The organism is Pseudoduganella sp. SL102 (assembly GCF_027856995.1).
Lineage (GTDB): Bacteria > Pseudomonadota > Gammaproteobacteria > Burkholderiales > Burkholderiaceae_D > Rugamonas > Rugamonas albidiflava.
In genome coordinates, this window is sequence record NZ_CP115554.1 from 2,420,953 (window position 1) to 2,442,540 (window position 21,588).

Here is a 21,588-nt window from a genome sequence, read left to right on the forward strand (position 1 = left end):
GCGGGTTATCGGTCGGCCGTGCCCACCGGTACCACGGGGTGTTGCGCCTGCGCCAGGTCGAACGCTTCGCGCACCGCCGCGCGCAGCTCGGTGTCGTCCCAGGGCTTGCCGAGGAACTTGTGGATCGCGCCCCGGTCGATGGCCTGCTGGATGCTGGCCACGTCCGCATAGCCCGACAGGATCATCCGCACCGTATGCGGATGCAGCTCGCGCACCCGCGCCAGGAGTTCCGTGCCGTCCATGTGCGGCATGCGCTGGTCCGACAGCACCACCTGCACGTCGTTGCTGGCCAACAGCTCCAGCGCCTGGCGCCCGCTGCTGCCCAGCAGCACCCGGTAGCCTTCGCGCCGGAATGCCCGCTCCAGCGCATGCAGCACGCCCGGTTCGTCGTCGACCAGCAGCAGCGTGCGCGCAGCCGGCGGCGGCAGCGCCACGGTCGCCAGCATCCGTTGTTCGAGCAGCAGCACGGACAGCTCGTCCACCGGCAGCGGGCGGCTGAACAGGTAGCCCTGGATCTTGTCGCAGCCCATGTCGCGCAGGAACGCCAGCTGGCCTTCCGTCTCGACCCCTTCGGCCACCACCACCAGGTTCAGGCCATGCGCCAGCGCCGTGGTGGCGCGCGCGATGGCGGCGCTGCGCGGATCGGTCGTGATGTTCTTCACGAAGGTCTGGTCGATCTTCAGCTTGTCGAGCCGGAAGCGCGACAGGTAGCCGAGCGACGAGTAACCGGTGCCGAAATCGTCGAGCGAGATCGACACGCCCATCGCCGACAGCTCGTTCAGCTGCATCTGCGTGTGCTCGCTGTCGTGCATCATCACGCTTTCCGTCAGCTCCACTTCCAGCCAGCGGGGCGCCACGCCGTTGTCCCGCAATGCCTTGCTGACCACGGCGGGCACCGTACCGGTGGCGAACTGGCGGGCCGACACGTTGACGGCCACCGTCATCGCCGGCAATCCCTTCGCATGCCATGCCTTCATCTGCCGGCACGCTTCCTCGATCACCCAGGTGCCGATGTCGAGGATCAGGCCGCTGTCCTCGGCCAGGGGGATGAAGTCGCCGGGCGGGATCATGCCCAGTTCCGCGCTTTGCCAGCGCAGCAGCGCCTCGACCCCGGTGACCCGGCCGTCCGCCAGCGACACCTGCGGCTGGAAATACAGGCGCAATTCGTTGCGCTCGACGGCATGGCGCAGGTGCACCTCGAGCGACATCCAGCGCAGCGCGTGCGCGTTCATTTCGCCCGTGTAGAAGTGGAAGTTGTTGCGGCCGGCTTCCTTCACGTGGGACAGCGCCACGTCCGCGCCCGTCAGCAGCGCCCCTGGCGTGACGCCGTCGCGCGGATAGATGCTGATGCCCACCGAGGCCGTCACATACAGGTCCTGGTCCGCCAGCCGCACCGGCTCGGCCACCTGGTCCATCAGCCTGCGCACGGTGACGATGATGTCGTCCACGGCCTGGAAGCGGATCAGCACGAGCGCGAATTCGTCCCCCCCCAGGTGCGCCAGCGTATCGCCGGGCGGCACGATGGCGGCTACGCGGCGGGCGATTTCCTGCAGCAGCGCGTCGCCGGTGGCGTGGCCGAGCGCGTCGTTCACGCGCTGCAGCCGGTCGATATCGAACAGCAGCAGCGCCACCTCGTTGCCGCCATGCTGCGCCGCCGTCAATGCCAGCTGCAGCCGGTCGTTCAGCAGGTTCCGGTTCGGCAGCAGCGTCAGCGGGTCGTGGTTGCTGACGAAGTCGAGCTGCGTGTGTGCTTCCTTCAGCGCGCTGATGTCGCTGGCCACGGACACATACGCCACGATCTCTTCACGCTGGTTGCGCACCGCGTTCATGCGCACGCGTTCCGGATAGACCTGGCCGTTCTTGCGGCGGTTCCAGACCTCGCCGGACCACTGGCCCTGGGTTTCCAGGCTGTGCCAGATGGCGCGGTAGAACGCGCTGTCGTGCCGGCCGGAGTCCAGCAGCCGCGGATGCTGGCCGAGCACCTCGCGCTCGCTGTAGCCGGTGGCCTGCTCGAAGGCGGGATTGACGGCGATGATGGTGGCGTCGGCCTTCATCATCATGATGCTGTCCTGCGCACTGTCGAATGCCTGGGCCGACAGCCGCAGGCGTTCCTCCAGTGCGCGGCGCGCGGTGATGTCGCGCAGGATGCTGGTGAAGATCGCTTCGCCGTTCACGCTGACCGCCGACAGCGCCAGCTCGCCGGTGAACTCTTCGCCACCCTTGCGCTTGAGCGTCAGTTCGACGATGCGGTTGCTGTACAGGCGCTCGCCGTGCTTGCGGTAGCGCTGCACGCGCTCGCGGTGCTCGGCCAGCGAGCATTCGGCGATCAGCAGCGTGATCGGCTGGCCCAGCATTTCCTGTTCCTTGTAGCCGAACATCGCCTCGGCGGCGCGGTTGAAGTGCAGGATGCGCTCGTCCTGGTCGGAACCGATGATCGCATCCGGCGCCGACTGTGTCATGGCCCGGTAGCGCGCTTCGCTGGTGCGCAGCGCCGCATCGGCGCTGCGCCGCGCCGACGCTTCCATCTGCAGCTGTGCCGCGTGGCGCTGCACCACCTCGTACAGGTTCATGTTCTCGTAGGCGACCGCCAGCTGCGCGGCCAGCATGCGGATGAACTGTTCGTCGGTATCGTCGAAGCAGGGCGCGCCGCGGCGGTTCGCCGCATACAGCCAGCCGTACAGGTGGAACTGGTCGCGCACGGCGAGGCCCAGCAGGTTGGCCACTTCAGGATGGCCACCCGGCAGCGCCGGCATGTCGCCATCGGCCCGGCAGCGGCGCAGCCCCTCGTGCTGGTCCATCATCGAGCCGGGGAACGCGCCGCGCTCGACCAGCACCGGCCGCACCAGGCCCACGTCGATGCCGACCGCTTCCACGTGCTGCACGCCGCTTTCATGCGCATCGAGCAGGCACAGGACCACGATGTCGGCATGCAGGATCGTGCTGGCGGCCGTGCAGAAGCGGCGCGCCATCGCACCGGCGTCGCGTTCGCCATTCAGGCGCAGCGACAGTTCGTGCAGCGCCGCCATCCGCTGCACGGTGTTGTCGGGCGATGCCGGCGCGCTTGGCATGGCGTTGGTCGATCCGGCAGCTGGCGTGGCATCGGAGGGCGCCGGGGCCGGTGGAGAATCGAAGAAAGCCGTGGCCGGTGGCGAATTGAAGAACCCCGCGGCAGCCGGCGCGGCGGCGCGGGCGACTTCGGCGGTCGACTTGGAGTACGCTTCATCCAGCCCCAGTTCCAGGTTCATGGCATCCAGGATCGCTAGCGGCTCGGCGGGTTTCGGCAGCACCGTGCGCACACCGCATGCCGCGCCCATCGCCCGCATTTCGGGCAGCGAGTACGTGGCGGAGAAAAAGATGACCGGCGTGGCGGCCAGTTCCGGCGTGGCGCGCAGGCGCTGCACGAACTCGTAGCCGTCCATCGTGGGCATCAGGATGTCGGTGATGACCAGGTCCGGGCGGTGGCGGTGGCACAGGTCCAGCGCCTGGGCGCCATCGGCCGCTTCGAGCACGTTATGCGGAGTGAAACCGAGCAGTGTCAGCAGGTAGTCGCGGTTGGTAGGGCGGTCATCGACGATCAGAATGGTGGGCATGATACCTTTTCGACAAGTCGATCCTGTAATTTCATGCTACTCCGCCATTCCCGTGGCGGGCGCACGACTGTTGTCTTTGGTAGCCCGAGCGGCAGGAAACGCACCCTGTACCGTACGGTCTGCCGGCCGATCATAGCCAGTACCGCAGAGGTTGCAAATGGTTTTGTTGGTTTTCAGATAAGCATGACAGATTGTTCCATTGGAATGCGGCGCATTCTCCGGCCCACTGGATAGTCGGGTGAAAGTGCGCCAAATCCATTAAAATAGCGGGTTGCGAAACACGCCAAGGATTTATTACATGACTATCTCCAGCACCGAAGAAATCGTCGCCGAGCTGCGCGCCGGGCGCATGGTGATCCTGGTCGATGAAGAAGACCGCGAGAACGAGGGCGACCTGGTGCTGGCGGCGGATTTCGTCACGCCGGAAGCCATCAACTTCATGATCCGCTATGCGCGCGGGCTGGTTTGCCTGACGCTGGCCGAAGAAATCGTCGACCGCCTGGAACTGCCGCTGATGGCCACCCGCAACGGCACTTCGTTCGGCACCAATTTCACCGTGTCGATCGAAGCCGCCGAAGGCGTGACCACCGGGATCTCGGCGGCCGACCGTGCGCGCACCATCCAGGTGGCCGTCGCCAAGGGCGCGCAGCCCTCCGATCTCGTGCAGCCGGGCCACATCTTCCCGCTGCGCGCCGTCAAGGGTGGCGTACTGATGCGCGCTGGCCACACCGAGGCGGGTTGCGACCTGACCGCGATGGCCGGCCTGACCCCGGCCTCGGTGATCTGCGAGATCGTCAAGGACGACGGCACGATGGCGCGCCTGCCGGACCTGCTGGAATTCGGCAAGGAGCACGGCCTCAAGATCGGCACCATCGCCGACCTGATCCATTACCGCAGCGCCAAGGAATGCATGGTCGAGCGGGTGGCCGAACGCGAACTGCGTACGGCGCACGGCGATTTCCGGATGATCGCGTTCCGCGACACGCCGAGCGGCAGTGCCCACCTGGCGCTGGTGCATGGCGACATCTCGGCCGACGATGAGGCGCTGGTGCGCGTGCACCAGCCGGTGTCGATCCTGGACTTGCTGGAAACCGACGCGACCACCCACTCGTGGAACGTGTCCGCTTCGCTGAAGGCCATCAAGGGCGCGAAGCAGGGCGTGATGGTGCTGCTGAACTGCGGCGAGACGGCCGAGCAGCTGTTCGGCCAGCTGGCCGCGCTGAACAAGGATGCCAAACCGCAGGGCCGCGCCGCCAGCATGGATTTGCGCACCTACGGCATCGGCGCCCAGATCCTGCGCGCGATCGGCGTGCGCCGCATGAAACTGCTGGCGAGCCCGCGCAAGATGCCGTCGATGACGGGCTTCGACCTGGAAGTGACCGGCTACCTGGCCAAACCCGAAGCTTGATTCTTCCCCACACTATATAAGAGGCCCATCATGACCGTAGGAACCTACGAAACCAATTTGAACGGCGAAGGCCTGCGCATCGGCATCGTCCAGGCCCGCTTCAATGAAGACGTGTGCCACGGCCTGCTGTCGGCGTGCCTCGCCGAACTGAAGCACCTTGGCGTGGCGGATGAAGACGTGCTGCACGTGACCGTGCCGGGCGCCCTGGAAATCCCGCTGGTGCTGCAGAAGATGGCCGAATCCGGCCAGTTCGATGCGCTGGTGGCGCTGGGTGCCGTGATCCGTGGCGAAACCTACCACTTCGAGCTGGTGTCGAACGAATCCGGCGCCGGCATCACCCGCATCGGCCTGGATTTCAGCATTCCGATCGCCAATGCCGTGCTGACCACCGAGAATGACGAGCAGGCCGAAGTGCGCATGGCCACCAAGGGTGCCGATGCGGCGCGCGTGGCCGTCGAGATGGCGAACCTGGCGATCGCGCTGGAAGAGCTGCAGCCGGACGTCGCGGACGACGAATAAGCTGCAACGAGAAATACAAAGGAATAACCATGAACGATAAAGCTGTGCACGCCAACCCCAGCAAGAACCGCACGCCGCGTCACCGCGCGCGCGAGTTCGCGCTGCAGGGTCTGTATCAATGGCTGCTGAACAATGAGCCGGCGAAGACGGTCGTCAACAACATCCGCGGCGCCCACGGCTTCGAGAAGGCCGACGGCGATTTCTTCGCGGCGCTGCTGTATGGCGCGATCGAGCAATCGGTCGAGCTGCGCGAAGGCTTCGCACCGCTGGTCGACCGGGGCATCGGCGAGCTGTCGCCGATCGAACACGCGGTGCTGCTGCTGGGCGCGTTCGAACTGAAGAACCACCCGGAAATCCCGTACCGCGTCGTCATCAACGAAGCGGTCGAACTGACCAAGTCGTTCGGCGGCATCGACGGCCACAAGTACGTCAACGGCGTGCTCGACAAACTGGCGCCGAAACTGCGCGCCGACGAAGTGGCGGCGGACAAGAAGCGCTGATCCACCGTCTTCGCACTCAAGCCACCTGCAGATGGCTTTTTTGTTGCCTGAAAAATGGACGGACCCTATTTTCCAGGCAATGTTTCCTGGAGCTGAATCGCATCCATTCACCCAAGTGCAAATTCCGGGGTCAGACCCGGCGGGTGTTTTGTCGGGACACATGGGTAACATCTGTCGGGAGACATAGGTAACACCTTTTATGATCATTGCACATCCATTAACGGGAGCGTGCAATGCCTTGGAAGGAGTCCACCTCTATGTCATCCCGACTGGAATTCGTGCTGCTCGTACTGAGCGCTTCGGCAAACATCGCTGAGCTTTGCCGCCGATTTGGCATCAGCCGCAAGACTGCTTACAAGTGGTTGGAGCGTTATCATGCTGAAGGCGAAGGGGGCCTGCAGGATCGCTCACGGCAGCCGCATTGTTCGCCCTGCACCGCTGACGGTGAGCTTGAGATGCAAGTTCTGGCGTTGCATTTTGAGTACCCGTACTGGGGAGCTCGCAAGCTTTGCGCGCTACTGCCGGATACGGTCAAGCGGCCCCATCACAGCACCGTTCATGCGATCTTGCAGCGCCATGAGTGCCAGGTTCTTGGCGTGCCGATTAGTCAGAGCGTCGTGTTCAAGCGCTTTGAGCATGAGTTGCCCAATGACCTTTGGCAGATGGACTTCAAAGGACACTTTGCACTGACAGACACAGCTGCGGGTCGGTGTCATCCGCTGACAATTTTAGATGACCACTCGCGATTTAGCCTATGTATCGCTGCTTGCGGTAACGAACGCTACGCCACTGTGCGCACGGCATTGCAGTCGACATTTGAGCGTTACGGAATGCCTGCTCGCTTCACCGCCGACAACGGCCCGCCATGGGGCAGCACAGGTCTCATCGGACTGACAAAGCTTGAGGTATGGCTGGCACGGCTGGGTATTGCTGTGGGCCACAGCAGGCCAAACCATCCGCAGACTCAAGGTAAGGATGAGCGTTTCCATCGAACCTTGAAACTTGAGGTAATAGGGCGAAGAGGCTACGGCTCGCTTGCTCAGTGTCAGAGCGCGTTCGATGCTTGGCGCGAGATCTATAACGCTGTACGACCTCACCAATCGCTCAATCAGCAGCCACCGATTAGCAGGTACCGGTGTAGCGGCAGGTCCTTTCCATCGGTCCTGCCACCTGTCGAATACCTCCCCGATGACCAGATCAGGAAGGTCGACAAGAACGGCTACCTCTCCTACGGCCATCACCGCTACTTCGTCGGCGAAGGCCTGCATGCTGAATCTGTGGCGATCCGTCCAACTTGCACCGACGGTCTACTGGAGGTCTTCTTCTGCAAACATAAAGTTCGGGAGATAGACCTCCAGAATCCGTCGTAACATAGGTCCATGATGTGTAACCCATGTCTCCCGACATGTGTTACCTATGTCCCCCGACCATACACCCGGCGGGTCTGACCCCAGCCCTTCGCTGTTGGGGTGAACGCACGCGCTTTCAATGCGCCGGGTAACCTTCAACTCAACGGCGATTGGCGTCCAACCCCGTTTTCGACAACACTTCCGCTAAATCCGGCGCCTGTAGCTAATGCCGTTAAGTTAAGGCGACATGACTATTTGAGTTGGCGTTGGGGTGCTTGGTGTCGGACATTTTTTCCGAGCGCTTCATCCGGAAAATCTGTCGGACACTGGTTTTTGCTCAGGAATCGGCAAGCTCATGCGAAGACCGGTCGGTCCGCCGCAGCGGTCCGGAGGAGGATGACTGCAAGCCATCACCGCGTGACAGGCGCGAAGCATGCTTCGCGAAACCCCTGCCAAGCCACCAATACGCCATCGCCCCGAACTACGTCGAATTCCGCTAACTGAACGGCATTAGGGACTGTCCCCGAACTCAGGAAACATTGCGGCGCAAGCCGGAGCCGGTGACGAATTTCCAGGCAATAAAAAAGCCACCGCAAGGTGGCTTGGATGCGATGACTGGGGCGGTTACAGGCCGGCCAGTTGCTCCGCTTCGGTTTTTTCCGTGGTAGCAGGCTCGGCGGGCTGCGGCTCGCGGCTCGCGGTCACCGTGACCGGGGCGGGGGCAGGGGCGGGAGGCCGCGTGAAGGTCGGTACTTTCTTGCCGGCGGAAACCTGCTTGAGGCGCTTCCATTCGGCCAGTACGCGCGAGCCGTAGCCGTCGTCCGTTTCAAAGGCGGCGGCGCCGACGTAATACTTCAGGCCAGCCTCGACCGAGCCGCCGCGCTTCACGTAATCCTTCAGGATCAGCGAGCCGACGCGGATGTTGGCCACCGGATTCAGCGCGGCCTGTACGCCGCCCATTTCCTGGAACTTGTCGTGGTGGACCTTCGACATCACCTGCATCAGCCCTTGCGCGCCCATCGGGCTTTCGGCAAACGGGTTCAGGCCGGATTCGATCGCCATCACGGCCAGGATCAGCAGCGGGTCGATCTTGATTTCACGGGCCGTCATGTAGGCGGTCGAGACCAGCATGTTGGCCGCGTCGTTGGCCACGCGGTAGCGCTTGGACAGCCAGTCCGTTACCCACTGCTGTTGCTTGCGGGTGCCCATCAGCGCCTTTTCATCGGCGGCGCTGAGCGGCTTGCCGCTGTCCGCGGCGGCGGTGATGGCTGGTGCTTCCATCAGTTCGTGCAGCGGCGGCGCGGTCACCGTGCTGGCGGCGGCTACCGGTGCGGGCATGGCGGACTCTTGTGGAGCCAGCGATTTCGTCAGCATGTGCGCCAGGTCGGGGCGAGCCCACAGTACGGCCAGGATGACGATGGCGGTCACGCCGAAGATCGTGAAGGCGTGTTGCGCAGTCGTGAAGACGCTGCGCAGGGTGATGCGCTGCGCGCCGAAGCGCGCGGCCGGTCCGGAGACCAGCGAGCGGCCGGCGGTAGCCAGCCCAGTGAAACGATTGATCATAGAACTCCCTGCAATGTCCGTAAAAGCATGCCCCCGCCGCGCGTGGTCGCGCGACACCGTTGCTGTGCAATTGCCGTGCATCAGATGTGTTATCGTCCGTCGCCGCCGTGGAGGCGCGCGAGCCGGAACGTCTTCATTGCTTGCCTGAGCTGGGATCCGAGCGGATGTGGTCGGTCACCAGTCGCAATACAACTTTTTTCGGGGAGCAGGTTTTCAACTCCGGCTTCGAACTCTGTAGTCGAAACATGCCGGTGAAACCGTTGAGGCAGACGCCTCGAGAAAAACACTCCTTAAAATGTCATGTGGAGCCCCGACTCCGTGAATGAATGAGCGACACGTAGTTGGCATTTTTGCCATGTCCTCTTCAAGTAGGTCGAATTGTAGAAGCCGTTTTATATCACGTCAATACTAACGAACGCGTTCTTTATAACTTTTGGATATGGTATTGTCGAGCAAGGGTAGGCAAATGCTAATAGAATCAACCACTTGTCCGGATGACTTGCAGCCGGCCGTCGAACGAGAAAAAAACGTAAAATTTGTATGAAATATTCAGATCTGCGGGATTTTATTGCCCAGTTGCAAAAAATTGGTGAATTAAAGTCAATTTCATTGCCAGTTTCGCCACATTTGGAGATGACCGAGGTCTGCGACCGCACCTTGCGGGCCGGCGGACCTGCTCTGCTGTTTCAAAATCCTACAAATTTCACCATGCCCGTGCTGGGCAACCTGTTCGGTACCACGCGCCGCGTGGCGCTGGGCATGGGCGCCGAGAACATGCAGGAACTGCGCCGCATCGGACACGTGCTGGCGCGCCTGAAAGAGCCGGAACCGCCCAAGGGGTTCAAGGACATCATGGACATGGGCTCGCTGGTGAAAGCCGTGTGGGACATGGCGCCGAAGGAACTGCGCGGCGCGCCGTGCCAGGAAATCGTCTGGGAAGGCAACGACGTCGACCTCGGGCGGCTGCCGATCCAGCATTGCTGGCCGGGCGACGTGGCGCCGCTGATCACGTGGGGCCTGGTCATTACCAAGGGCCCGAACAAGAAACGCCAGAACCTGGGCATCTACCGCCAGCAGGTGCTGGGCCGCAACAAGGTAATCATGCGCTGGCTGGCGCACCGGGGCGGCGCGCTGGACTTCCGCGAACACTGCATCCGGCACCCCGGCCAGCCTTACCCGGTGGCCGTGGCGCTGGGAGCCGATCCGGCCACGATCCTCGGCGCGGTCACGCCGGTGCCCGACACGCTGTCCGAATACCAGTTCGCGGGATTGCTGCGCGGCAGCCGCACGGAACTGGTCAAGGCGATCGGCAGCGAGTTGCGCGTGCCGGCCTCGGCCGAGATCGTGCTGGAAGGGCATATCTATCCGGACGAGAACCACCCGTCCGGCTATGAACATGCGCTGGAAGGGCCGTATGGCGACCATACCGGCTACTACAATGAGCAGGACTGGTTCCCCGTCTTCACGATCGACCGCATCACGATGCGCCGCGACCCGATCTATCACTCCACGTATACAGGCAAGCCGCCGGACGAACCGGCGGTGCTGGGCCTGGCCCTGAACGAAGTGTTCGTGCCGCTGCTGCAAAAGCAGTTCAGCGAGATCACCGACTTCTACCTGCCGCCGGAAGGCTGCAGCTACCGGATGGCCGTGGTGCAGATACGCAAGCAGTACGCGGGCCATGCGAAGCGGGTGATGTTCGGCGTGTGGAGTTTCCTGCGCCAGTTCATGTATACCAAGTTCATCGTGGTGGTCGACGAGGATGTCGACATCCGCGACTGGAAAGAGGTGATCTGGGCGATCACGACCCGCGTCGACCCGACGCGCGATACCACGCTGGTCGACCATACGCCGATCGACTACCTCGACTTCGCTTCGCCGGTCAGCGGCCTGGGCAGCAAGATGGGCATCGACGCCACCAACAAGTGGCCCGGCGAAACCACCCGCGAGTGGGGCACCACGATCCAGATGACGCCCGAGGTGAAGCGCAAGGTGGACGAGATCTGGCAGCAGCTGGGCCTGTAATGCCGGTAATTTCCTGTTTTGCGCCAGACCCGCTATAATGAGGTCTGGCGGGCCCCTGCGCATTGCGGCATGGTTTACCTGGTCAGGTCGGGAACGAAGCAGCCAAAGCCGTTCACCGCAAGTGCCGCAGATCAGGCTCGCCTCCCGATCATTGAAAGAAGCTGCCCCGGCAGCTTTTTTTACGCCTGCCTTTATTTCCCCGTTTTTTTCGTCCGCATCCTTATTCCCCGTATCACTACAGTACCGTTCACTACAGTACCGTTCACTACAGTACCGTTCGGCCGGCCATGGCGCGCGGGCTATTGTTGGCCTCACCGGCCCTGGTCTGCGGTAAAATCCCGGCATGTCCTATCAAGTCCTCGCTCGCAAGTACCGTCCCCGCAACTTTGAAACGCTCGTCGGCCAGGAGCACGTCGTGCGTGCGCTGACGCATGCGCTGGGCACGGGCCGGCTGCACCACGCCTACCTGTTTACCGGCACGCGCGGCGTCGGCAAGACCACGCTGTCCCGCATCCTGGCGAAATCGCTGAACTGCACCGGGCCGGACGGCAACGGCGGCATCACCGCCACGCCATGCGGCGCCTGCGAGGCATGCCGGGCCATCGACGGCGGGCGCTTCGTCGACTATATAGAGATGGATGCCGCGTCGAACCGCGGCGTGGACGAGATGGCGCAGCTGCTCGAGCAGGCCGTCTACGCGCCCAGCAACGCACGCTTCAAGGTCTACATGATCGACGAGGTGCACATGCTCACCAACCACGCGTTCAACGCCATGCTGAAAACGCTGGAAGAACCGCCCGAGCACGTGAAGTTCATCCTGGCGACGACCGATCCGCAAAAGATCCCCGTCACCGTCCTGTCGCGCTGCCTGCAGTTCAACCTGAAGCAGATGCCGCCCGGGCACATCGTCGGCCACCTGGAAAACATCCTGGGCCAGGAAGGCGTGTCGTTCGAACAGCCGGCCCTGCGCCTGCTGGCGCAGGGCGCGCATGGCTCGATGCGCGATGCGCTGTCGCTGGCCGACCAGGCGATCGCCTATGCCGCCGGCGCCGTCACGCTGGAAGCGGTGCAGGGCATGCTGGGCGCGCTGGACCAGTCGTACCTGGTGCGCCTGCTCGACGCGCTGGCCAGCCGCGATGGCGCCGACCTGATGGCGGTGGCCGACGAGATGGCCAGCCGCAGCCTGTCGTACAACGGCGCGCTGCAAGACCTTGGCACGCTGCTGCACCGCATCGCGCTGGCGCAGACGGTGCCTGCGGCCGTGCCGGAAGACTTGCCGGAATACGCGGACATCATCCGCCTTGCCGGCGAATTCGATGCGGAAGAGGTGCAGCTGTATTACCAGATCGCCGTCCATGGCCGCAACGAGCTGGGCCTGGCGCCGGACGAATATGCCGGTTTCTCGATGACGCTGCTGCGCATGCTGGCCTTTCGCCCCGGCGTCGGTGGCGCCGAAGCCGCACCTGGCGGCGCCCCGGCCAACACGCCGCTGATGTCGCGCCCGGCGCCGGGCAGTTCGCCGGCCCGCGCGGCCGCCGCCGCGGCGGCACCAGCCGTGGCATCGGCTGCGCCGCAGGCGCCACGCGCCGCTGGCCCCGCGGCCGCCAGCCAGCCCGCGGCCAGCCATGCCGCCGCGCCGCAGCCCGCCGTTGCGCCACAACCCGCCGCGGCACCGCGCGCCGCCGTCTTCACGCCGCCGCCCTCACCGGCACCCGCGGCACCCGCGGCACCCGCCGCGGCAGCCCGCCCATCCGGCCCCGTGAGCCCGGCGCGCGCCGCCATCAACGCGGCGCTGGAGGCGGCCCGCGCGGCGACGATGGCACGTACCGGCGCGCGTCCGCCGATGCGCCCATCCGCTCCGGAAGAGCCTGCGCAACAGGCACCCGCCATTCAGGCGCCGGCACCGCAGGCAGCCGCGCCGGCCAAGCCATTGCCGTGGGAAGAGGCGCGGCCGCAGGGCGATGCCGCGGTGCTCGAAGCGCCGCCCGCCGTGCAGGTCCGCCCGGCACCGCCGGAAGAGGACGACCTGCCGCCATGGGTCACCGAATTCTCGGATGACAGCGCGGTGGCTGCCCCGTCGCAGCGCGCGCCGAACCGGGCCGAAGCCCCGGCACAGCAGCGTGCCGATGTCCGCGCCGAAGCGCCTGCCCAGCATCGCGCCGAAGCACCCGCGCCAGCGGCGCCGGTGGCGGCGGCGCGCCAGCCGGCCCCCGCCCAGGCGCCCTATGCCTACGTGATCACGCCGGTCCCCGAACTGGAGTGGGACGGCAACTGGCCGCTGCTGGCGGCGCACCTGCCGCTGCGGGGCGTGGCGCAGCAGCTGGCCACGCAGGCCGAACTCATCCAATGCACCATCGACGGCAATGCCGTCGTATTCCGCCTGCGCTGCCCGATCGACACCTGGCGCACGCCGCCGAACGTGGAGAAACTGACGGCGGCGCTGGCCGAGCGCTTCAACCGCCCCGCGCGGGTGGAAACGGAACTGGGCCCGGTGTGGTACACCACCGCCGCCGAGCAGCAGGCGCACCGCGAAGCATGCCAGCGCCAGGCCGAAGACACGGTGCACAACGACGCGTTCGTGCAGGCGATGGTGCGCGAGTTCGGCGCCTTCGTCGTGCCCGGCTCGATCGTGGCCCCGATCACACCGGCTCACTGAAGCCCGCCCACAATCACTTAACCGCTACGGAGAAACACATCATGATGAAGAACCAGCTCGCCGGCCTGATGAAGCAGGCCCAGGCAATGCAGGACAATATGAAGAAGGCGCAGGACTCGCTGGCTTCCATCGAGGTGGAAGGCCAGTCCGGCGCCGGCCTGGTGAAGGTCGTCATGACCTGCAAGAACGACGTCAAGCGCGTGTCGATCGACCCGTCGCTGCTGGCCGACGACAAGGACATGCTGGAAGACCTGGTCGCCGCCGCCTTCAACGACGCGGTCCGCAAGGCCGAAGCCACCGCCGCCGAGAAAATGAGCGGCCTGACCGCCGGCATGAACCTGCCGGCCGGCTTCAAGATGCCGTTCTGACGGCGGCACGGGGCGCGCCATGTTCATCATCACGCTGACCTACCTGAAGCCCAACGAGGAGATCGATGGTCTCCTCGCCGCCCACCGCGCCTTCCTGCGCGAGCAGTATGCCAACGGCATGTTCGTGCTGTCGGGCCGGATGGTGCCGCGCACCGGCGGCATCATCATCGCCGATGCCGACAGCCGCGCGGACGTGGAAGCAGTGATCGAACTGGACCCGTTCAAGCAGGCCGGCGCGGCCAGCTATGCGATCACCGAATTCGTGCCGACCATGGCGGCCGATGGGCTGGAAGCCTGGCTGCCCGATCACCAGGCGTGAACATGGCGAAGCACCTGGCAACCCGGTTGGTGTCCTAGCACATGGCGAAATCGCTGGAATTCCTGACCGAGGCATTGCGCCGGCTGCCCGGCGTGGGGCCGAAGTCGGCGCAGCGCATGGCCTTCCACCTGCTGCAGCACGACCGCGAAGGCGCGGCCATGCTGTCGCGCGCGCTGTACCAGGCGGTGGAATCGGTCAACCATTGCGCGCTCTGCAATACCTTCACCGAGGCGGACGTCTGCGACATGTGCGCCGACGACACGCGCGACCGCCGCCTGCTGTGCGTCGTCGAAACGCCGGCCGACCAGGCGATGATCGAGCAGACGCTGACCTACAAGGGCCTGTACTTCGTGCTGATGGGCCGCCTGTCGCCGCTCGACGGCATCGGCCCGAAGGACATCCACCTGGAAAAGCTGCTGGCCCGCGCCGCCGATGGCGTCGTCGGCGAAGTGGTGCTGGCCACCAATTTCACCAACGAAGGCGAAGCCACCGCGCACTACATCAGCGAGATGCTGAAGGCGCGCGGCCTTGCCGTGAGCCGCCTGGCCCGCGGCGTACCGGTCGGCGGCGAACTCGAATACGTGGATGCCGGCACCATCGCCCGGGCCATGCTGGACCGGCGCAGCACGTAGGAGAAGGCGTTGTTGACACTGATGCCGTTTGGCTAAGCGTTACACAGCAACTTGAAAGTGCATGCATTCACCCCAACAGCGAAGGGCTGGGGTCAGATACCGTCTTGTTTTGCAAGGCCCGAATTCAAAAAATTCGGGTCGAATGGCTTGCCAGAGCAAACCACGCCGTAAATCAGATGAACCAGCTTGCGCATGACGGCGCCGGTGACGGCCTTGGGAGCCATGCCATTGGCGCTCAGGCGCTCGGCAAAGGTCTTCAGCAAGGTGTTGTACCGCTTGGCGACCATGCCAGGCATGTACAGTGCACTACGCAGATCATTGTTGCCGATCTTGCTCATGCTTGTCCGACCGCGCACTGATGTTCCAGAGCTTTTTTGCTTTGGACTGACTCCAATAAATGCCGCAAGTGCCTTGGCCGATCCGAAGCGCCTAATGTCACCAATGTGGCCCAGGACCTTAGCTATCGTAGTGCTGCCAATGCCCGGAATACTGCGCATCAGATCGGCGTCATGTTTCAGGCCAGGATGCCTGTCGATGTGATCGTCGATCTCCTTTTCCAGCTCGGTGATCTTTTGATCGAGCCATTGCACGTGCTCATCGACGTTTTTCACCAAGTCGGCCTGACCGGCAAAATCATGAGCTTCCATCCGGTTCTTTTCCTGTTGCCTGATGTCCTTGAGCGCAAGCAGCCGATCGCTCAAACCCTTGAGTTCACGCTGTTCCTTTGGAGGTGGCACCCAAACTGGCGGCCTCTTCGCAGCACAGAATCGGGCGATCAGCCCGGCGTCAATTTGATCGTTTTTGTTGCGGATGTTTTCGGACTGCCCAAAACCTTTGATGCAGCCTGGATTGATGACGCTCACCATAATGCCCGCATCGTGCAACCACAGAGCAAGCGGCTCGCTATAGACACCGGTCGCTTCCAGACACACGTGAGCGCTGTCTGGAGAGACCTTCTGCTTGACCAACCATTGAACCAGTTCCTGGTAACCCTCCGGCGTATTGCTGAGCGTCTTCGATTTCGCTTTGCCACTGACCAGCAGAACAATATCGAGCTTCTTCTTACTCACATCAACGCCAACTACCGGGGTTACTGCCATTTCCATCATTTCCTCTCTCGTATGCGGGCTTAGCGTAAGAACGCCGTCCCAAGATACCGTACGGACTTCAATGAAAGAAACAGGCAAGGCCACCTATCTGACCCACAGGCTCGAAGCCTTAATCCCGAGCGGTGTGACCTTGCCTGGCCGGAACTGCAGCGGAAGTATCCACTGAATTGTCGGTACGCTCAAGATACGAGACCCGCCGGGTCTGACCCCGGAATTTGCACTTGGGGTGGGCTTAACTAAGCGGCGTTACTGTCCGACCCCAGCACATCGCGTCTCAGGAACGAACGCCGTCCCCACCAGCATCTCCCCGATCGCTTCCCCCGAGGCGGGCCTGCCCAGCAGGTAACCCTGCGCCATGTCGCAGCGGTATTCCTCCAGCAGCGCCAGCTGTTCGCGGGTTTCCACGCCCTCGGCCACCACGGCCAGCTTGAGCCCGTGCGCCATGGCGATGATGGCGCGCGTGATCGCGGCGTTTTCCGAATCTTCCGGCAGTCCGTTGATGAAGCTGCGGTCGATCTTCAGCGCGCGCACGTCGAAGCGCTTCAGGTAGTTCATCGACGAATAGCCGGTGCCGAAATCGTCGATCGACAGGTACACGCCGATCGTCCGCAACTGTTCCAGCGTGGCCAGCGTGGCCACCGCATCGTCCATCAGCGTGCCTTCGGTCAGCTCCAGCTCCAGCAGGCACGGGTCGAGACCCGTATCGGTCAATACCGACAGCACCGTCTGCGCCAGGTTCTCGTCCTTGAACTGGCGCGCCGACAGGTTCACCGCCACCCGCACCGGGCGGCCGGCCTGTTCCTGCCATTCGCGCGCCTGGCTGCACGCGGTGCGCAGGACCCAGGCGCCGATCGGCACGATCAGGCCGGTCTCCTCGGCCAGCGGGATGAAATCGTTCGGCGCGATGATGCCATGCTCCGGGTGGCGCCACCGCACCAGCGCCTCGGCGCCCACCAGCCGCGCGCTGCGCACGTCGATCTGCGGCTGGTACTGCAGGTATAGTTCATTGTTCTGCAGCGCGCGGCGCAGGCCGATCTCCAGCTTCACATGGCTCATCATCTGCGTCGTCAGCGCGGAGCTGTACAGCTTCGCGTTGTTCCGGCCGCAGTTCTTCGCATGGTACATCGCCGTGTCGGCATACTTCAGCAGCGAGCTGGAATCGTCGCCGTCCTCCGGGTACAGCGAGATGCCGATGCTGGCGGTGACGAAGATCTCGTGCCCGTCCAGGTGGAACGGCCGGCGCATCGCATCCTTGACGCGGTGGGCCACGTTCAGCGCATCCTCCACGCGTTCCAGGTCGGGGATCAGGATGGTGAATTCGTCGCCGCCCAGCCGCGCCAGGTTGTTGCCGCGCCGTTCCGGCATGCCGCGCGACGGCACTTCGCCGAGTCCCTGGTGCGCCACCACGTCGCCGGGGCGGATGGTTTCATGCAGCCGCTCCGACACCACCTTGAGCAGCAGGTCGCCCACGTCGTGGCCCAGCGTGTCGTTGATGCGCTTGAACGAATCGAGGTCCATGAACAGGATGGCGAACTTGCGGCCATGCTGGCGCGAGCGCTCCAGTTCGCGTTCCAGCATCTCCAGGAACGCCTGCCGGTTCGGAATGCCGGTCAGGCTGTCGCAATAGGCCAGCCGGCGGATCTGTTCCTCGGTGCGCTTGCGCTCGCTGATGTCGCGCACCAGCCCCAGGACTTCGCCGGCGCCGGTGCTGACGAGGCGGGCCTCGAAGTGATGCACGGTGTCGTCCCGTTCCAGGGCATAGTCGACCGAACGGATCGAGTGGGTGTCGAGCACCGTCGCGAGCTGCTCCAGCAGGCGCTCGGCGATGGCGCGCGGCAGCACGTCGCGCACGTGCCGGCCAACGCACTGCTGCTCGGTGAACGCGGCGCCGGGATCGTGGCCCTGTTCGTAGTCGAGGTAGTAACCGTCGGGGCTCATGCGGAAGAAGGTATCCGGGATCGCCGCCAGCACGGCGCGGTTGTGCGCATCGGCGATGCGCAGGCGGGCGATGGCGTCGCTGGCGCGCAGCACGTACAGCACCCGGTGGCCGAGGATCGGCCAGTTGATCGGCTTCGACACGAAGTCGGTGGCACCGGCTTCGTAAGCCTGCGTCACGGCCTTCAGGTCGTCGTCGCCGGTCACCATCACGATCGGCACCGCGGTGGCATGGCCGCGGCCCTGTTCGCGGGCGCGGATGGCGCGGCATACTTCGAAGCCGTCCATGCGCGGCATTTCCACGTCGAGCAGCACGAGGTCGGGCGCCAGCCGGTCGAAGCAGGCCAGGGCCTGGTCGCCGTCTTCGGCCTCGATCGTGTCCAGCCCGACCTGGGCCAGCATTTCCAGCATCAGGAGACGCATCACGGGATCGTCGTCGGCCACCAGCACGGTACCGCGATGAGAGGGGAGGGGTGCTGCCATTCTAGGTCTCCTTGGCGAACATGGATGAGAGCGTGTCGCGTACCGTCGTGTATTCCCGCTCCATCGACGAGAGCAGGACGGCGGCGTCGCCGTTGATATCGTTGCGGCCCAGCTGTTCCATGTCCTTGCTCAGCTGGGCCAGCGTTTCGGCGCCGATATTGGCGCTCGAGGATTTCAGGCTGTGGGCCACCTTGCGCAGCGACCCGGCATTGCCGGCCGCGATCGCCTCGTGCAGCGAGGCCAGGCGCCCGGGCGTGTCGTCGATGAAGGCGTGCAGCACGCGCCGCAGCAGGACCTCGCCCTTGTCCGCACTGAGCGCGCGGATGGCGTCCAGCGCATGGCGGTTGATCGCACCGCGTACCGATGCATGGCGGTTGAGCGCGCCGAATGCCGGCGCAGATTGCGGCGCTGTGCCGCCGGATACCGTCCTGCGCGCTTCATCGTGGTGTACCAGCGCCGCGCGCGGCAGGGCGATCCAGCGCGACAGCGTCTCGGACAGCATGGCTTTCGTGAAGGGCTTCGACAGGTAGTCGTCCATGCCGGCGGCCAGGCAGGTTTCGCGGTCGCCCTGCAATGCGTTGGCGGTGATCGCGATGACCGGCAACTGGCGCGCGCGGCCTTGCTGCTGCTCGTGGCGGCGGATTTCGGCGGTGGCCGCGATGCCATCCATCACCGGCATCTGGCAATCCATCAGCACCAGGTCGAAGTCGCCTTCCTTCACGGCCGCCAGCGCCTCTTCGCCGTTGCAGGCGCGGTGCACGTGCAGGCCGAGGGCTTCGAGCATCGCGCTGGCCACTTCCACGTTGACGGGGTTGTCTTCCGCCAGCAGGACCGTGTGGCTTTGCCGCGCCGCTGCCTGCGGCGCCGTTCCCGCCTGCGCCATGGGCCCGGGCGGCAGTTGCGTCAGGCGGGCCGGCGCTGGCGGCGAGGCCACGCGCATGCCTTCGCTGGCCCGCAGCGGCGTCACGATGCACTCGTACAGGTCGCTCTCGCGGGCCGGCTTGATCAGCTGGAAAGCCACGCCCGCTTCGCGCCGCTGCACCGTGTCGGCCGCATTGCGCTCGGTCGACAGCAGCAGCAGGCGCACCGGCGCCAGCACCGGATCGGCCTTGATGTCCGCCGCCAGCACCAGGCCGCCCACCTTCGGCACCTCCATGTCCAGCAGCGCCACATCGTAGGGCTGGCCGCTGGCGAGCGCCGCGCGCAGCAGGCGCGTGGCTTCCTCGGCGCTGTCGGCGCCGTCGCATTTCAGGTGCCAGCGCGCCAGCGACCCTTCCAGCGCGGCGCGCGATTCGTCGCTCGCATCGACCACGAGGGCACGCAGGCCCCTGGTCGTCTTCTGGTTGAACGAGGCGTCGTCGGCGTCCACGCGGCGCTTGTCGAAGCGCACGGTGAACCAGAAGATCGAACCGCGGATCAGCGCGTTCTCGACACCGATCGTGCCGCCCATCAGTTCCACCAGTTGCTTGGAAATCGCCAGCCCCAGCCCGGTGCCGCCATGCTTGCGGGTGGTGGAGCCATCGGCCTGCGAGAACGAGTCGAAGATGCGCGTGCGCGCATCGCGCGACACGCCCACGCCGGTATCGTGCACTTCGACGCGCAGGCCGACCGACTGGGCATCCTCGCTGATGACGGCGATCCTGACCGTGATGCGGCCCGCATCGGTGAACTTGATGGCATTGCCCAGCAGGTTCACGACCACCTGGCGCAGCCGGTTCGGATCGCCGATGACGGCCACCGGGATGTCGTGGGCGATCTCGAAATCCAGCGCCAGGCCTTTCGCCTGCGCCTGCGGCGAGAACACGTAGTCGATGTCGTCCAGCAGTTCGCGGAAATTGAAGTGGATGTATTCGACTGTCAGCTTGCCCGCTTCCACCTTGGAAAAATCGAGGATGTCGTTGATGATCACCAGCAGGTGTTCGCCGGAGCGCTGCACCATGCTGGTGTAGTGCCGCTGCAGTTCCGAGAGCTCGGTGGCCAGCAGCAGTTCCGTCATGCCCAGCACGCCGTTCATCGGCGTGCGGATCTCGTGGCTCATGGTGGCCAGGAAGGCACTCTTGGCCTGGCTGGCCGCTTCCGCCGCGTTCTTGGCCTTTTCCAGCTGCTCGGTGCGCACGCTGACCTGGCGTTCCAGCTGGTCGCGGTACTGGGCCAGCTTGCCGTCGCGGCATTCGATCTGGGCCAGCATTTCATTGAAGCTGTCGATCAGCGTGCCCAGCTCGTCGGTGCGCTGGTGCTGCACCTGCGCGTAGGTCTGGCTGGACGTGACGCGCTGCGCCGCGGCGATCAGTTCGCCGATCGGCTGCGCGATGCAGACCGTGAAGCGCCTGGCCAGCCCCAGCGCCACCACGAACGAGATGGCCGCCGCGGCCGCCGTGATGCCCACGCTCTCCAGCATGCCGAGCCACATGCGCGCGGCGGCGGCCTCGATCATCACCGCGCCCACCAGGTGCCCGGCTACGTACACGGGCCGCACCACCCGCAGCGTGCCTGGGACCCAGCCTTGTATCGCGCTGTCCATCGCGCTGTCCATCGCGCTGCCCACCGTGTCGCGCGGCGTGCCCGCTGTTGTCTCCGTTGCAGTACCGGTGATTGGATCCGCTATTGGCGACGGCGCCATGTCGGTTGTCATGCCTGTTCTTGCGACCGCTGGCGTACCCGCCGTCGTGCTCATTCGCGCGCCCGCCGCCGCGCGCGCCAGCGTCTTCGCCGGTGGCGTCGTGGCACGCGCCGTCTTCAGGGCCGCCAGCCATTCCGGGGGGAGGGCCGGCGCCGGCTCCTCGCTGTCGGCCGGGAAGGTGGCGAAAGGCTTGCCGCTGCCGTCATACAGCACCGCCTGCGTGATCTCGCCCTGCACCGCGAGCGCCGCAAGCGCCTGTTCGGCCGTTGCGGCCTCGGCACGCAGCAAGGACGCCAGGGTGCCGACGGCGATGACGTCCGCCAGCGCAGTGATGTGCCGGGTCTGGTTTTTCGACTGGTTAAGTACACAGGTCAGGGCGAACGCGGCAAAGACCAGCAGCAGCGCGCTGCCAGTGGACAGCACGGCGATGAGGGTCAGTTTCCTGCTCAGGCCCGAACGTTCGAAGTCAAGCATGTTCGCCGCCGCTCAAGGATTCCATTCGGAAAACTTTA

14 protein-coding genes and 1 other RNA gene are annotated in these 21,588 nt (G+C 64.7%); 10 read left to right on the forward strand and 5 right to left on the reverse strand.

The window, feature by feature from the left end; all coding sequences use genetic code 11:
* Positions 1-5: 5 nt before the first annotated feature.
* Entirely contained in the window at positions 6-3,590 is a 3,585-nt protein-coding gene (locus OU994_RS10270) for an EAL domain-containing protein (protein WP_281610658.1), read from the reverse strand.
* 298 nt (positions 3,591-3,888) lie between these two features.
* Here OU994_RS10270 and ribBA point away from each other — a divergent pair, with 298 nt between their 5' ends.
* From ribBA to OU994_RS10290, 4 genes are all read left to right on the forward strand, one after another.
* Positions 3,889-4,998, forward strand: a complete 1,110-nt coding sequence (ribBA, locus tag OU994_RS10275) for a bifunctional 3,4-dihydroxy-2-butanone-4-phosphate synthase/GTP cyclohydrolase II (protein ID WP_131146988.1) — start codon at positions 3,889-3,891, stop codon at positions 4,996-4,998.
* A gap of 30 nt (positions 4,999-5,028) precedes the next feature.
* Positions 5,029-5,517 (forward strand): 6,7-dimethyl-8-ribityllumazine synthase, encoded by a 489-nt coding sequence (gene ribH, locus OU994_RS10280; RefSeq protein ID WP_131146987.1) that lies wholly within the window; start codon positions 5,029-5,031, stop codon positions 5,515-5,517.
* A gap of 29 nt (positions 5,518-5,546) precedes the next feature.
* A complete protein-coding gene (gene nusB / locus OU994_RS10285; RefSeq protein ID WP_281610659.1) occupies positions 5,547-6,017 on the forward strand; it encodes a transcription antitermination factor NusB in 471 nt (156 codons plus the stop codon).
* Positions 6,018-6,250: 233 nt separating this feature from the next.
* On the forward strand, positions 6,251-7,387 hold the full coding sequence (locus OU994_RS10290) for an IS481 family transposase (RefSeq protein ID WP_281608087.1): 1,137 nt from the start codon (positions 6,251-6,253) through the stop codon (positions 7,385-7,387).
* 603 nt (positions 7,388-7,990) lie between these two features.
* Here OU994_RS10290 and OU994_RS10295 read toward each other — a convergent pair.
* A complete protein-coding gene (locus tag OU994_RS10295) occupies positions 7,991-8,929 on the reverse strand; it encodes a lytic transglycosylase domain-containing protein (protein ID WP_281610660.1) in 939 nt (312 codons plus the stop codon).
* Between the two features lie 540 nt (positions 8,930-9,469).
* Here OU994_RS10295 and ubiD point away from each other — a divergent pair.
* The 6 genes from ubiD to recR all read left to right on the forward strand — a co-directional run bounded on the left by ubiD (position 9,470) and on the right by recR (position 14,929).
* On the forward strand, positions 9,470-10,954 hold the full coding sequence (gene ubiD, locus OU994_RS10300; RefSeq protein WP_281610661.1) for a 4-hydroxy-3-polyprenylbenzoate decarboxylase: 1,485 nt from the start codon (positions 9,470-9,472) through the stop codon (positions 10,952-10,954).
* A gap of 46 nt (positions 10,955-11,000) precedes the next feature.
* An RNA gene (gene ffs, locus OU994_RS10305) (signal recognition particle sRNA small type) lies at positions 11,001-11,099 on the forward strand.
* Between the two features lie 198 nt (positions 11,100-11,297).
* The gene (locus tag OU994_RS10310; RefSeq protein ID WP_281610662.1) at positions 11,298-13,610 is read left to right on the forward strand and encodes a DNA polymerase III subunit gamma/tau; all 2,313 of its coding nucleotides are present in this window, start codon (positions 11,298-11,300) and stop codon (positions 13,608-13,610) included.
* A gap of 41 nt (positions 13,611-13,651) precedes the next feature.
* Positions 13,652-13,978 carry a YbaB/EbfC family nucleoid-associated protein gene (locus tag OU994_RS10315; protein ID WP_131146982.1) on the forward strand — a complete coding sequence of 109 codons (327 nt, stop codon included), beginning with the start codon at positions 13,652-13,654 and terminating at the stop codon, positions 13,976-13,978.
* Positions 13,979-13,997: 19 nt separating this feature from the next.
* On the forward strand, positions 13,998-14,297 hold the full coding sequence (locus tag OU994_RS10320; RefSeq protein WP_131146981.1) for a YciI family protein: 300 nt from the start codon (positions 13,998-14,000) through the stop codon (positions 14,295-14,297).
* Between the two features lie 41 nt (positions 14,298-14,338).
* Positions 14,339-14,929, forward strand: coding sequence for a recombination mediator RecR (gene recR / locus OU994_RS10325; protein ID WP_281610663.1), 591 nt, complete (start codon positions 14,339-14,341; stop codon positions 14,927-14,929).
* Between the two features lie 92 nt (positions 14,930-15,021).
* Here recR and OU994_RS10330 read toward each other — a convergent pair whose 3' ends face one another.
* The 3 genes from OU994_RS10330 to OU994_RS10340 all read right to left on the reverse strand — a co-directional run bounded on the left by OU994_RS10330 (position 15,022) and on the right by OU994_RS10340 (position 21,550).
* Positions 15,022-16,038, reverse strand: coding sequence for an IS110 family transposase (locus OU994_RS10330; protein WP_281608807.1), 1,017 nt, complete (start codon positions 16,036-16,038; stop codon positions 15,022-15,024).
* Positions 16,039-16,284: 246 nt separating this feature from the next.
* Positions 16,285-18,456 (reverse strand): bifunctional diguanylate cyclase/phosphodiesterase, encoded by a 2,172-nt coding sequence (locus tag OU994_RS10335; RefSeq protein WP_281610664.1) that lies wholly within the window; start codon positions 18,454-18,456, stop codon positions 16,285-16,287.
* A gap of 1 nt (position 18,457) precedes the next feature.
* Positions 18,458-21,550: a response regulator gene (locus OU994_RS10340; protein WP_281610665.1), complete on the reverse strand. Its 3,093-nt coding sequence runs from the start codon at positions 21,548-21,550 to the stop codon at positions 18,458-18,460.
* Positions 21,551-21,588 lie beyond the last annotated feature (38 nt).

Coding starts and splice junctions, on each gene's coding strand:
- OU994_RS10270 (WP_281610658.1), bottom strand. CDS start 3,590: ATGCCCACCATTCTGATCGTCGATGACCGCCCTACCAACCGCGACTAC.
- ribBA (WP_131146988.1), top strand. CDS start 3,889: ATGACTATCTCCAGCACCGAAGAAATCGTCGCCGAGCTGCGCGCCGGG.
- ribH (WP_131146987.1), top strand. CDS start 5,029: ATGACCGTAGGAACCTACGAAACCAATTTGAACGGCGAAGGCCTGCGC.
- nusB (WP_281610659.1), top strand. CDS start 5,547: ATGAACGATAAAGCTGTGCACGCCAACCCCAGCAAGAACCGCACGCCG.
- OU994_RS10290 (WP_281608087.1), top strand. CDS start 6,251: ATGCCTTGGAAGGAGTCCACCTCTATGTCATCCCGACTGGAATTCGTG.
- OU994_RS10295 (WP_281610660.1), bottom strand. CDS start 8,929: ATGATCAATCGTTTCACTGGGCTGGCTACCGCCGGCCGCTCGCTGGTC.
- ubiD (WP_281610661.1), top strand. CDS start 9,470: ATGAAATATTCAGATCTGCGGGATTTTATTGCCCAGTTGCAAAAAATT.
- OU994_RS10310 (WP_281610662.1), top strand. CDS start 11,298: ATGTCCTATCAAGTCCTCGCTCGCAAGTACCGTCCCCGCAACTTTGAA.
- OU994_RS10315 (WP_131146982.1), top strand. CDS start 13,652: ATGATGAAGAACCAGCTCGCCGGCCTGATGAAGCAGGCCCAGGCAATG.
- OU994_RS10320 (WP_131146981.1), top strand. CDS start 13,998: ATGTTCATCATCACGCTGACCTACCTGAAGCCCAACGAGGAGATCGAT.
- recR (WP_281610663.1), top strand. CDS start 14,339: ATGGCGAAATCGCTGGAATTCCTGACCGAGGCATTGCGCCGGCTGCCC.
- OU994_RS10330 (WP_281608807.1), bottom strand. CDS start 16,038: ATGATGGAAATGGCAGTAACCCCGGTAGTTGGCGTTGATGTGAGTAAG.
- OU994_RS10335 (WP_281610664.1), bottom strand. CDS start 18,456: ATGGCAGCACCCCTCCCCTCTCATCGCGGTACCGTGCTGGTGGCCGAC.
- OU994_RS10340 (WP_281610665.1), bottom strand. CDS start 21,550: ATGCTTGACTTCGAACGTTCGGGCCTGAGCAGGAAACTGACCCTCATC.